The sequence below is a fragment of the Streptomyces sp. SID14478 genome, assembly GCF_010548525.1.
In the GTDB taxonomy this organism is placed as follows: domain Bacteria; phylum Actinomycetota; class Actinomycetes; order Streptomycetales; family Streptomycetaceae; genus Streptomyces.
In genome coordinates, this window is record NZ_JAAGMG010001068.1 from 1 (window position 1) to 11,830 (window position 11,830).

Annotated in this window: 13 protein-coding genes, 1 pseudogene and 1 riboswitch; of the genes and pseudogenes, 5 read left to right on the plus strand and 9 right to left on the minus strand. The window is 69.7% G+C overall.

Annotated features, from left to right (window positions below; genetic code table 11):
- Both G3I40_RS34855 and G3I40_RS34860 read left to right on the plus strand, forming a co-directional pair.
- Nucleotides 1–657: hypothetical protein (locus G3I40_RS34855; RefSeq protein WP_203645327.1), on the plus strand; the 657-nt coding region annotated here is incomplete at its 5' end.
- A 183-nt stretch (nucleotides 658–840) separates the two neighbouring features.
- Nucleotides 841–1,500, plus strand: coding sequence for an NAD(P)-binding domain-containing protein (locus G3I40_RS34860; protein ID WP_164558850.1), 660 nt, complete (start codon nucleotides 841–843; stop codon nucleotides 1,498–1,500).
- 19 nt (nucleotides 1,501–1,519) lie between these two features.
- Here G3I40_RS34860 and G3I40_RS34865 read toward each other — a convergent pair whose 3' ends face one another.
- Nucleotides 1,520–2,074, minus strand: coding sequence for a glycoside hydrolase family 25 protein (locus G3I40_RS34865; RefSeq protein WP_164558851.1), 555 nt, complete (start codon nucleotides 2,072–2,074; stop codon nucleotides 1,520–1,522).
- A 164-nt stretch (nucleotides 2,075–2,238) separates the two neighbouring features.
- On the opposite strand from G3I40_RS34865, the gene G3I40_RS34870 reads away from it, so the two are divergent.
- Nucleotides 2,239–2,583, plus strand: a complete 345-nt coding sequence (locus tag G3I40_RS34870) for a DoxX family protein (protein WP_164558852.1) — start codon at nucleotides 2,239–2,241, stop codon at nucleotides 2,581–2,583.
- A 137-nt stretch (nucleotides 2,584–2,720) separates the two neighbouring features.
- On the plus strand, nucleotides 2,721–3,713 hold the full coding sequence (locus G3I40_RS34875; RefSeq protein WP_164558853.1) for a L,D-transpeptidase: 993 nt from the start codon (nucleotides 2,721–2,723) through the stop codon (nucleotides 3,711–3,713).
- A gap of 319 nt (nucleotides 3,714–4,032) precedes the next feature.
- Here the strand turns inward: G3I40_RS34875 and G3I40_RS34880 are convergent, their stop codons facing one another.
- The 8 genes from G3I40_RS34880 to gcvT form a co-directional block, all read right to left on the minus strand.
- The gene (locus G3I40_RS34880) at nucleotides 4,033–4,242 is read right to left on the minus strand and encodes a hypothetical protein (RefSeq protein ID WP_164558854.1); all 210 of its coding nucleotides are present in this window, start codon (nucleotides 4,240–4,242) and stop codon (nucleotides 4,033–4,035) included.
- On the minus strand, nucleotides 4,239–4,829 hold the full coding sequence (locus G3I40_RS34885; protein ID WP_164558855.1) for a hypothetical protein: 591 nt from the start codon (nucleotides 4,827–4,829) through the stop codon (nucleotides 4,239–4,241). The genes G3I40_RS34880 and G3I40_RS34885 overlap by 4 nt, the downstream gene beginning before the upstream one ends.
- A complete protein-coding gene (locus G3I40_RS34890; RefSeq protein ID WP_164558856.1) occupies nucleotides 4,826–5,134 on the minus strand; it encodes a hypothetical protein in 309 nt (102 codons plus the stop codon). The genes G3I40_RS34885 and G3I40_RS34890 overlap by 4 nt, the downstream gene beginning before the upstream one ends.
- Nucleotides 5,135–5,537: 403 nt before the next feature.
- Nucleotides 5,538–6,089, minus strand: coding sequence for a Uma2 family endonuclease (locus G3I40_RS34895; protein WP_030358930.1), 552 nt, complete (start codon nucleotides 6,087–6,089; stop codon nucleotides 5,538–5,540).
- Nucleotides 6,090–6,872: 783 nt separating this feature from the next.
- Nucleotides 6,873–8,258, minus strand: a complete 1,386-nt coding sequence (locus G3I40_RS34900) for an L-serine ammonia-lyase (protein ID WP_164558857.1) — start codon at nucleotides 8,256–8,258, stop codon at nucleotides 6,873–6,875.
- A gap of 171 nt (nucleotides 8,259–8,429) precedes the next feature.
- Nucleotides 8,430–9,698, minus strand: coding sequence for a serine hydroxymethyltransferase (gene glyA / locus G3I40_RS34905; RefSeq protein ID WP_164558858.1), 1,269 nt, complete (start codon nucleotides 9,696–9,698; stop codon nucleotides 8,430–8,432).
- A gap of 5 nt (nucleotides 9,699–9,703) precedes the next feature.
- The gene (gene gcvH, locus G3I40_RS34910) at nucleotides 9,704–10,081 is read right to left on the minus strand and encodes a glycine cleavage system protein GcvH (protein WP_164558859.1); all 378 of its coding nucleotides are present in this window, start codon (nucleotides 10,079–10,081) and stop codon (nucleotides 9,704–9,706) included.
- A 66-nt stretch (nucleotides 10,082–10,147) separates the two neighbouring features.
- Nucleotides 10,148–11,263 carry a glycine cleavage system aminomethyltransferase GcvT gene (gcvT, locus tag G3I40_RS34915; RefSeq protein WP_164558860.1) on the minus strand — a complete coding sequence of 372 codons (1,116 nt, stop codon included), beginning with the start codon at nucleotides 11,261–11,263 and terminating at the stop codon, nucleotides 10,148–10,150.
- Nucleotides 11,264–11,401: 138 nt separating this feature from the next.
- A riboswitch (glycine riboswitch) is annotated at nucleotides 11,402–11,501 on the minus strand.
- 130 nt (nucleotides 11,502–11,631) lie between these two features.
- Between gcvT and G3I40_RS46665 the strand changes: the two are divergent.
- Nucleotides 11,632–11,830, plus strand: a pseudogene (locus G3I40_RS46665) (hypothetical protein); the annotation flags it as partial.

The window sequence follows — 11,830 nt, forward strand, 5'->3', positions numbered from 1 at the left end:
AGCGCGCTCGGGCGGACGTTCCTGACCCCGTACGTCGTCCTGGACCCGCTCAGCCTCGCCTCGGGCGTGATCCTCATGTCGTACGCCCTGAACCTGCGCCGCGCGCTCGCGGCCGCCCCGGGCCCACCCGAGCCGCCACCCACGGACCCGCCACCCGCGGACCCGGGCACGACGGCCCCGGACACCGCGGACCCGACCCCGCAACCCCCGGCCCCGCCGACCCCAACAACCCGCCCCACCGGCTCACTTCGGCCGGAATGGGCGGCCGTCACCGAATGGGGAGCCCTCTTCGTCGTCATCGGCCTGAGCCTCCTGTGGGCCGCCAACGACTACGCGGCATCCGTGGGGCACGGGCGCGCCGTCCACTTCGCGGCCCACCTCGCGTCCCAGCCGGCCGCCGTCCTCTACAGCGAACGCGCGCTCTCCCTCCACGAACCCGGCGTGCGCGAACTGCGCTGCGACGGCGCCACCTCGGCGTACCGCTACCGCTACGACGGACTCGTCCTGGTCATCCAGTCGGCGAACCAGTACGTCCTCGTACCCAGGAGCTGGACCCCCGCCACCGGCGTCGCCATCCTCCTGCCGCGCTCCACCTCCGTGCGCCTCGAATTCGTCCCGGCCCCGGCCTGGCGCGCCACCGTCCGCACCCGATGCTGACGCGACGTCGGAAAGCCCAGCGGCACCCGGACACCCACCGCCTGCCGGAGTCCACCGCGCACACTGGACGGATCGTCGTCACCCTTTGAGCCATCACTCCTTGAGCGGCACCCAGGAATAGCCCACGCCCGACCGAGGTTCGTACTCCATGCACATGCATGAATCTCTCTCGAAGGGCATGACATGAAGATCGGCATCATCGGCGCGGGCAACATCGGCGGCAACCTCACCCGGCGTTTCGCCGCCGTCGGCCACGACGTCCACGTGGCGAACTCGCGCGGCCCCCAGACGCTCACCGCCCTGGCCGAGGAGACCGGCGCCACCCCCGCCACGATCGAGGACGCCGTACGCGACGCACAGGTCGTGGTCGTCACGATCCCGCTCAAGGCCGTCCCGAACCTGCCCAAGGGCCTCGTGGACTCGGCCGCCGCCGACGTCGCGGTCATCGACACCGGCAACTACTACCCGCAGCAGCGCGACGGGAAGATCGCCGCGATCGAGGAGGGCCTGACCGAGAGCCGCTGGACGGAGCAGCAGATCGGCCACCCCGTCGTGAAGGCCTTCAACGGCACCTACGCCCAGGACATCCTCGACAAGCCGCGCCCGGCCGGCGACCCCGCGCGCGTCTCCCTGCCGATCTCCGGCGACGACACCGCGGCCAAGGCGGTCGTCACGGCCCTGCTCGACGAGATCGGCTTCGACGCCGTCGACAACGGCGGCCAGGACGACTCCTGGCGCCAGCAGCCCGGCACCCCCGTCTACGGCCTCGCCTCCGACGCCACCGCGGTCCGCAAGGCCCTGCAGGCGGCGTCACCGGAGCGCACGGCGGAGTGGCGCGCCTGAGCGTGCTTGCTCGCCCTCGTCAGGGCGTGGCCCATTCACGCAGCGTCGCCTCGCTCGCGAAGTCGGCCACGTCCTTGTCGAGGGGGCTGCTGGTGTACTGGTGGATGGTCCAGTCCGCCTGAATGCGGGGCTTGCCCGCCGTCACGTAATCGGCGATCCAGAGACCATCGCCCGAATAGGACGTCTTGTCCCGATTCAACCAAAAGTCCCGATTGCAATAGAGCAAAACTCTGTTGTGCGGCCGCAGTCGCTTCACCTCCTTGATGAAGCTGTCCTTCTCCGCGTTGGACGCCCGCGTGCCGTCCCCGGTCGTCTCCCAGTCCACGGCCAGCAAGTCGCCCGCCTTCTCCGGGGCCTTGCTCACGAAGTACTCGGCCTGTGCCGTGAGGTTGCCCGGCCACAGGAAGTGGTAGAAGCCGACGACGCAGCCGGCGTCGCGGGCGTGCTTCGTCTGGGCGGTCAGGCGCGGATTGACGTAACTGCGGCCCTCCGTAGCCTTGATGAAGACGAACGACAGGCCGTCCGTGCTGAAGTTCGTGGGCTGGTATGCGCTGACGTCGATGCCACGGATCATGCGGGCCTCCTGGTGTCGGTGGGGCGCCGAGGTCGGAATACCGGGATACCCGCCCGCGGGGAGCGGACACCGCCGAGCGGTCACCTCTTCGCCGCGCGCCGCGTCGGTGTGGTGAACGCGGCGCACACGGTGTGCGCCGGCGCATCGCTCAGAAGGGGCCCACCATGTACGCCGCCTGTGCCGTCGTCACCGTCCTCGCCGCTGCCGTTTACGGTGCGGCCGCCGTCGCCAATCTCATCGGGCACGCCTATCCGAAGGCCGAGGCCGACCGGCTGGGCGTGCCCCGCTCCTGGATGCCGGTGCTCGGCGCACTGCTCGGGGCGGGTGCGCTCGGGCTGCTCGGCGGGCTGGTGGTGCCGGGCCTCGGGATCGCGGCCGCGTCCGGTCTCGTGCTGTATTTCGTGGGGGCCTTCGGCGCTCATGTGCGGGCCGGTGACCGGCGCTACGGCCCCTGGGGATGCTGCTTCGGGCTCGCCGTGGCGGCGCTGGCGCTGAGGGTGGTCGCGTAGCCCGCGGTTTGCGTATCCGCAGTCTTGGAACACGCTTTACGTGCGGGCATGCAACTAGCAGCGGGTCCGCGGCTGTCTGACAGGGAGTCGGGCCCCATCGGGGGCGCGCGGGGCGTAGCAGAGAGTGGGGCCAGTTCGTGGGACGGCGCAAGGGCGGCATAGGAATCGCGCTCGTGACGGTTGCGGCGCTGGCAGGCGTGAGTGCCTGCGGCGGAGGCGGCAGCAGCGACAACGGGGCGAGCGGGGACGACGGCAAGGCGTCGGGGAAGCCGAGCGCGAGCGCCTCGCCCTCACCGGCCAAGCCCAAGGGGCCGCCGATGCTGCTGGAGACGATCATGCCGCAGTCCGACACGACGGTCGGCGTGGCGATGCCCGTCTCGGTGGTGTTCACCAACCCGGTCGCGGCCAAGGCGCGGGCCTCGGTCGAGAAGCACATGAAGGTCAGCACCTCGCAGCCGGTGCAGGGCGCCTGGCACTGGTTCGGTGACAAGCGTGCCGACTGGCGGCCGAAGACGTACTGGCCCTCGGGGACCCAGGTGAAGGTCGTCGCCGACATGAAGGGCGTCAGCAACGGCAACGGGCGCTACGGCACGCACAGTTACACCCACACCTTCAAGGTGGGCGACGACGTGCGCGCCGACGTCTCCGTCTCGGGTCACACCCTGAAGGTGACGAGGAACGGCAAGGCGGTGCGGACGCTGTCGATCAACGCGGGCAGCGCCCAGTACCCGACGTGGAACGGCACGATGGCCGTCATCGACAAGCAGAAGAAGGTCCACATGACCTCCTGCAGCGTCGGCATCAGCTGCGACAAGGGCAGCCCCAACTACTACGACCTGACGCTGCCCTGGGACGTCCACCTGACCCAGTCGGGCACCTACGTCCACTACTCCACCGGCGACCCGAACCCGGGCAGCGGCAGCGCGCAGGGCTCGCACGGCTGCGTCCACCTGTCGCTGTCCGACGCCAAGTGGTTCTACGACCAGGTCAAGCAGGGCGACCCGATCACCATCACCGGCTCCCCGCGGGCCAAGGCCCCGGCCGACAACGGCTACGCCGACTTCAACCTGAGCTGGGACCAGTGGCTCGCGGGCAGCGGGAGCGGGGAAGGCACGAGCGCGACGCTGTGACGCGGGGCGCGGGCGCGCGGTTCAGCACTCGATGATGTTCACCGCGAGCCCGCCGCGCGCCGTCTCCTTGTACTTGACGTAGATCTGGACGGCTATTGGTCATTGGGTTGACCTGTGCTTTTGGCCTGCTCAGACTTGCCTCGAAGCACGTCAGGGACTTCTAGGGGACTTCTGTCGAGGGCTGGCCGCAACGTATCCCATGCAGCGGGAGACGCCTGCGGGATTGGGCAGTTGATGATCGGGCGGCATGCGATGACTTCGGCGAGCCCCGCACTCGTCATGCGTAGGTCTCGGCTTCGAATTCTGTACGGGGTGCTGCTCAGGCAGACTCGGCAGGCATGCCGCGCTCTCGGGCGAGGAGCTCGACGATCTCGCGGAGACGGAACTTCGGGTCGGGAGCCTCGGCGATCATTCCGGTGAGCAGGTTGTTGAAGTCGTCCAGTGCGGGGCTGCCGAGCCCCGCAGCGTTCATCGCGGCGTGCCCTTCCTGAAGTTGCCCGATGATGCGGGCGTTGACGGCGGCCGTCATGTCGACACCTCCTCCCGCTCGGACCCGGTCTCGCAGAGGACACGGGTGAGCGTGTCCCACACCTGGTCGGGGTCCCCGGTCTCCAGGATCATCCCGGCTGCCACGTCGAGAGCCTTGTCTGAACGCCCGACGTTGTTTTCCTTCTCCACGTCGATGGCGCGCAGTACGCGGACAACGTGAGGGCGGGCCGCCGCATGCGCGGCGGGCAGCCGGTCCGTGGCGTCCGTCAGGTCCCAGCCGGCCGGGACTTGGTATGCGGCCGGGCTGTTGTCGTAGGTGACGACCCTGGGAGTGCCTTTGCCGCTGCCCAGGTGGACGTCCAGGCGGAGCCGGGACGCTTCCCGGAACAGGGCGGTGATGCCCGGGCTCATGCCGTCGAGGATCACCTCGCGGACGGCGTACCCGTACTGGCGCAGCAAGACGCGGGCGAGCCAGACGGCGGTGCCGGGATTGGCAAGGTGCCTGTCGTAGACGAGGGTGGCGGTGCCGTCGGCGGGGCTGAGGTCGTGGATGTCGGCGGCCTTGCCGGGGGAGGTGGTGCCGCGGCGGACCGTGAGGGCGAGGTCGAGGGGGATCGTGGCGGTCACAGCGTCACCTCGGTCTGCTTGGCGGGGATACGGGTCGTGACGAACGGCGCCGGCATGTCAGGCACCGGCACCCCGAGTGCCTGGGCGAGCAGGTACCGGGCGAAGGTGTCACGCTCTAGTTCGCTGCGCCCGGTCGGCATGGTGAGCCGCAGCGCACCCGTCTTGCCCTGGACGATGACGGCGCCGAAGAACGCCCGGTCGGTGATCGGGGAGTCGGTGAGGGTGACGCCCAATTCCTCGATGAGCTCGGGCAGGAGGGTGTCCATCAGGTGATCGGCGGACGGCTTCGTGGCGGAGACGGTCACGGGGTCACCTCCGTGGCCTTGCCTGTGGATAGCGGGCGGAGGCGGAGGAAGATGTCGTCCGCGAGTTCCTTGGCCTTCTCCGGGATGTACGGCCGAGGCCGTGGGCTCTGAAGATGCGGGTGATCTTGGCGAGGTCCGGGGCCTACAGCGAGGACGGGGTGCGGAAGACGCGCCAGGCGCCGTGGGTGCTGGCGGGCAGCTTGTCGAGGACCTTCTCCGCGGCGCGCTCGCCGCGGTCAGTGCGGCGGGCCTGGTCGGCGGGCCCTCGTACTCGCGAGACGCGGCCTCGACCTGCTCGACAGGGAGATGGGTTCGGAACTGGAGTCCTGCCCGACGGGCCCCGGACCAGCCCGCCGCCGGGCCTTCTTGGGGCCAGAATGAGGCCGGAAGGACAGGGAAGCACTCAGTGAGTGTCGGGCTCCGGGTTCGGCAGGGGGAGTTCGTCGAGGTCGAGAGTGAAGGTGCGGCCGTCGGCCAGGGGGATGGGGAGTTTGCCTGTGCCGTATGCGCGGGTGTGGGCGGTGCTGTAGCCGCTGGAGGTGGGCTCCGTGTGCAGGACGACTTCCCGGGCGTAGGGATCCACGACGAGGTAGACGGGGATGCCGTACCGGCCGTACTTCGCGGTGCAGTCGTCGTAATCCTTGCGTGCCGAGGACGTGGAGACGACCTCCGAGATCAACAGGACGTCCTCGAAGCTGTAGCGCTTGCCCTCCTTGCGCGCGTCCTCGCGCAGGATGGCCAGGTCGGGGGCGGAGTTCTCGTCGGCGGGGAAGTCGATGTAGACGTCCGAGGTGACCTTCGCATGACGGCCGAGAGCGAGAGAGTCGATCTGCATCGACCTGATCGTGCTGGAGTGCTCTTCGCTCTGCGGGGTCATGATGATCTTTCCGTCGGCGCCGAAGAACACCACGTATCCCGCGGGGAACTCGGTGTGCGTGATCGCGTCGACACTCATGGACGGTGCTCCTTCCCGTGTGCCGTCATGATACGGCGGCCAGAGCCGTCCTACGGGTGGACCTCCGTGACGTGCGCGCGCTATAGGGGGAACCGGTCCGCACGAGCGGCCGCCGTGATGCGGGGCGTGAGACCCAACAGCTGACGGTGGGTGACTTTCAGGGGCGCTGGCCATCTGCCGGGTGGCCATGGGGCGGCCGGACGCCTTTGGGCGTTGCGGTACGAAGCACCGGCGGCCGGTACGACGCATGCGGTTTGACCAGGCACAACGGCCTCTGGCGACATCGGTCGTCACCAGGGCCGGGCAGGCTGGATGGGCCCCAGGTCCGCCGCTGTCCCGCCTGGGTCCGCCGGTTCACCCTCGCGATGCCGGCCCACGCCGGACGACGTGATCCCGTTTGTACTGCGACCGGCGTGTACCGCGCGGCACGCCGATGTGTACTGCTGTGGGGATGCCGTCGATCAGCTCACGTAGGGCCAGGGCGGATTCACCGCACAAGACGGCGCGAGGGGCCTGTGCGCACACGGCCAGCAGATCCGAGTGCGCCGTTTCCGGGGCATCTGCCCGCCGGTACACCCCATGGCACAGTCCGGCTGGTGGGTGATCGGCAATCCGGCGTTGATCACGTGCCGTGAACCTGCAGGTCAAAGCCCCTTCCAGGGGGATGTCGCAGGGAATCCTCAGGGACTTTCACGCCTGGCACATGGACTTTCCGCCGCGTTAGCGGAAAAGGACCTGACACAGCGCTGAAAGATGCAAACGCACTGGTCAGAGCCCATCTGCCTAGCACTCGATGATGTTGACGGCGAGGCCCCCCCTCGCCGTCTCCTTGTACTTGACGCTCATGTCGGCGCCGGTCTCCTTCATGGTCTTGATGACCTTGTCGAGGGAGACCTTGTGGGAGCCGTCGCCGCGCATCGCCATCTTGGCGGCGGTGACGGCCTTCACGGCGGCCATGCCGTTGCGCTCGATGCAGGGGATCTGGACGAGGCCGCCCACCGGGTCGCAGGTCAGCCCGAGGTTGTGCTCCATGCCGATCTCGGCCGCGTTCTCGACCTGCTCGGGGGAGCCGCCGAGGACCTCGGCGAGCGCGCCCGCCGCCATCGAGCAGGCCGAGCCGACCTCGCCCTGGCAGCCGACCTCGGCGCCGGAGATCGAGGCGTTCTCCTTGAAGAGCATGCCGATCGCGCCGGCCGACAGGAGGAAGCGGACCACGCCCTCCTCGTCCGCGCCCGGGACGAAGTTGACGTAGTAGTGGAGCACCGAGGGAATGATGCCGGCGGCGCCGTTGGTCGGGGCGGTGACCACGCGGCCGCCCGCCGCGTTCTCCTCGTTCACGGCCATGGCGTACAGGGTGATCCACTCCATGGCGTGGGCCAGCGGGTCGCCCTCGGCGCGCAGCTTGCGGGCCGAACCCGCCGCCCGGCGGCGGACCTTGAGGCCGCCCGGCAGGATGCCTTCGTGGGACATGCCGCGCGAGACGCACGCCTGCATCACCCGCCACAGCTCCAGCAGGCCCGCCCGGATCTCGTCCTCGGTGCGCCAGGCCTTCTCGTTCTCCAGCATCAGCGCGGGGATGGACAGGCCCGTCTCGCGGGTGAGGCGCAGCAGCTCGTCGCCGGTGCGGAAGGGGTACTTCAGGACGGTGTCGTCGGGCACGACCGGGTTGTCACCGGTGTCACCCTCCTGCGCGATCACGGACTCGTCGACGACGAAGCCGCCGCCCACGGAGTAGTACGTCTTCGACAGCAGCTCGGTGCCGTCGGCGTCGTACGCCCACACGGTCATGCCGTTCGCGTGGTACGGCAGGGCCTTGCGGCGGTGCAGGATCAGGTCGTCGTCGAAGGAGAAGGCGATGTCGTGGACGCCGAGGAGGCTGATCCGGCCCGACTCCTTGATCGTCTCCACTCGCTCGTCGGCGTGCTCGACGTCGACGGTGCGCGGGGACTCGCCCTCCAGGCCGAGCAGCACCGCCTTCGGGGTGCCGTGCCCGTGGCCGGTCGCGCCCAGTGAGCCGTACAGCTCGGCGCGTATCGAGGCGGTGTGGGCCAGCAGGCCCTCGTTCTTCAGGCGACGCGCGAACATGCGGGCCGCGCGCATCGGACCGACCGTGTGGGAGCTGGACGGGCCGATGCCGATCGAGAACAGGTCGAAGACCGAGATGGCCACGGTGAGACTCCAATGGTGGGTGGCGGACGCCGTTGTCCGTCGGGGGTGGTGCGGTGTTCATGAGCGGTGCATGGGACAGGGCACCGCGCGCTCCGGATCCTTCTGGTTCCAGTGTGCGCGGTGCCCCGGAAGTGTGTACGTACGCAAGGGTACGTAACTGACCCGAAATGCTTACAGGCCGGGGTACAGCGGGTGCTTCTCGGCCAGAGCGGTCACCCGGGCCTTGAGCGCGGACGCGTCGTAGGACGGCTTGAGCGCCTCGGCGATCACGTCGGCGACCTCGCGGAAGTCCTCGGTGGTGAAGCCGCGGGTGGCGAGGGCCGGGGTGCCGATGCGCAGGCCGGAGGTGACCATCGGCGGGCGCGGGTCGTTCGGGACGGCGTTGCGGTTGACCGTGATGCCGACCTCGTGGAGGCGGTCCTCGGCCTGCTGTCCGTCGAGCTCGGAGTCGCGCAGGTCGACCAGGACCAGGTGCACGTCCGTGCCGCCGGAGAGCACGTTCACGCCGTGGGCGCGGGAGTCCTCGGAGGTCAGGCGCGCGGCGAGGATCTGGGCGCCCTCGATCGTGCGCTGCTGGCGCTCCTTGAAGTCCTCCGAAGCGGCGATCTTGAACGAGACGGCCTTGGCCGCGATCACGTGCTCCAGCGGACCGCCCTGGAAGCCGGGGAAGACGGCGGAGTTCAGCTTCTTCGCGAACTCCTTGCTGCGCGCGAGGATGATGCCGCCGCGCGGGCCGCCCAGGGTCTTGTGGGTGGTGGAGGTGACGACGTCGGCGTGCGGCACCGGGTTGGGGTGCAGCCCCGCGGCCACCAGGCCGGCGAAGTGCGCCATGTCGACCCACAGGTACGCCTCGACCTCGTCGGCGATGCGGCGGAACTCGGCGAAGTCCAGCTGGCGCGGGTACGCCGACCAGCCCGCGATGATCACCTTCGGGCGGTGCTCCTTCGCGAGGCGCTCGACCTCGGCCATGTCGACCAGGCCGGCGTCGTCGACGTGGTACGGGACCACGTCGAACTGCTTGCCGGAGAAGTTCAGGCGCATGCCGTGCGTGAGGTGGCCGCCGTGCGCCAGGTCCAGGCCGAGGATCGTGTCGCCGGGCTTGGCGAGGGCGAACAGGGCGGCCTGGTTCGCGGAGGCGCCCGAGTGGGGCTGCACGTTGGCGTACTCGGCGCCGAACAGCTCCTTGACCCGGTCGATCGCGATCTGCTCGGTGACGTCGACGTGCTCGCAGCCGCCGTAGTAGCGGCGGCCGGGGTACCCCTCGGCGTACTTGTTGGTGAGGACCGAGCCCTGGGCCTCCATGACGGCGACCGGGGCGAAGTTCTCGGACGCGATCATTTCCAGGGTCGACTGCTGGCGGTGCAGCTCGGCGTCGACGGCCTTGGCCACGTCCGGGTCGAGTGCGTGCAGGGACTCGTTCAGTACGGACTTGTCGGACATGTGGGTCAGCTCCCGGAGAACTCGGTGTACTCGTCGGCGGTGAGCAGGTCCTTGGGCTCGTCGGCGATGCGGACCTTGAACAGCCAACCGCCCTCGAAGGGGGCCGAGTTCACCAGGGACGGGTCGTCGACGACGTCCTGGTTGGCCTCGGTGACCTCGCCCGTCACCGGGGAGTACAGGTCGGAGACCGACTTGGTGGACTCCAGCTCGCCGCAGGTCTCACCCGCGGTGATGGTGTCGCCGACCTCGGGAAGCTGGACGAACACGATGTCACCGAGCGCGTTGGCCGCGTGCTCCGTGATGCCGACCGTGGCGACGCCGTCCTCGACGGCCGACAGCCACTCGTGCTCCTTGCTGTAACGCAGCTGCTGGGGGTTGCTCATGGGGCGAATTCTCCTGTACGCGGGACGGTGCTGGTGACAGCGGGGGCGAGCGGTGGGGTACGCGCGTTACTTCTGGCGCTTGTAGAACGGCAGGGCCACGACCTCGTACGCCTCATGCGTACCGCGGATGTCCACTCCTACGCCTGCCGTGCCCGGCTCGGCGTGTGCGGCGTCGACGTACGCGATGGCGATCGGCTTGCCGAGGGTGGGGGACGGGGCGCCGGAGGTGACCTCGCCGATGACCTGGCCGTCGGCGACCACGGACATCCCGGCGCGGGGCACGCGGCGGCCCTCGGCGATCAGGCCGACGAGCCGGCGGGGCGGGGCCGTCTCGGCCTTCGCGGCGGCGGCCTTCAGGGCGTCGTGCCCGACGAAGTCGTCCCCGTGCGAGGTCTTGTCGAACTTGACGACGCGGCCGAGACCGGCGTCGAAGGGGGTGAGGGAGGTCGTCAGCTCGTGCCCGTACAGCGGCATGCCCGCCTCCAGGCGCAGGGTGTCCCGGCAGGACAGGCCGCAGGGGATCAGCCCGTACTCCGCGCCCGCCTCGGTCAGCGCCTGCCACAGCTTCTCCGCGTCGGCGGGGGCGACGAACAGCTCGAAGCCGTCCTCGCCGGTGTAGCCGGTGCGCGCGATGAGCGCCTCGACGCCCGCGACGGTGCCGGGCAGCCCCGCGTAGTACTTCAGCCCGTCCAGGTCGGCGTCCGTGACGGACTTCACGATGGCGGGGGAGTGCGGGCCCTGCACGGCGATCAGCGCGTACGCGTCCCGGTCGTCGCGGACCTCGGCGTCGAACCCGGCGGCGCGCTCGGTCAGGGCGTCGAGGACGACCTGGGCGTTGCCCGCGTTGGCGACGACCATGTACGTGCTCTCTTCGAGCCGGTAGACGATCAGGTCGTCGAGGATGCCGCCGTCCTCGCGGCAGATCATCGTGTAGCGGGCGCGGCCGACGCCGACAGAACCGATGTTGCCGACGAGCGCGTGGTTCAGGAGGTCGACGGCGGCCGGACCGGACACGGTGATCTCGCCCATGTGGGACAGGTCGAAGAGCCCGGCCTTCGTACGCACGGCGTTGTGCTCGTCGCGCTCGCTGGCGTAGCGCAGCGGCATGTCCCAGCCGGCGAAGTCGGTCATCGTGGCGCCGAGCGACCGGTGCAGGGCGTCGAGGGATGTCGTACGAGTCATGGCTGGTGCTCCCGGGCATGGCAGATGGCGAGGTAGTCCTCCCCATCTGTCATCGGAACCTGAGAGGTTCGCCCCGAGGGGCTTGCACCTTGGGTGGGGCCGCCGTGTCGCCACGGGCGGCCCGCTTTTCAGATCTGCCTCGCCCGCGCGGTACGGGGCCTGAGAGATTCAAGGGAGGAACTTGCTCCTTCGGCGCCTGGGCACGCGGACGTGTCCAGAACTCTCCCGCGCGGATTCAAGCGGCCGGTATGCAGTTTGCGCGCACATCATTGCATGCCCGCGGAACGGGGAAACCCCTTGTAGGGCATTACCTTCTCTTTACACTTGGCGGGCAGAAGTGGCGTGACCGAACGGGGAGGACGATCGCGGTGCACAAGGAGGGTGGGGCCCGGCGGGCCTTCGTCGCACGGGCGGTGGCGGGAGGCGGCCGGGCGGTCGTGGCCGGGTATCCGGGGGTGCTTGCGGGAGTCCGTGTCCCGCGGCAGCGCTCGGTGCGCGACCTGCGGGGGCGCGGCGGGCGCACCCCGTGCCGGATCGGCTTCGCGGCAGGCGACCTCGTCGTGCTCT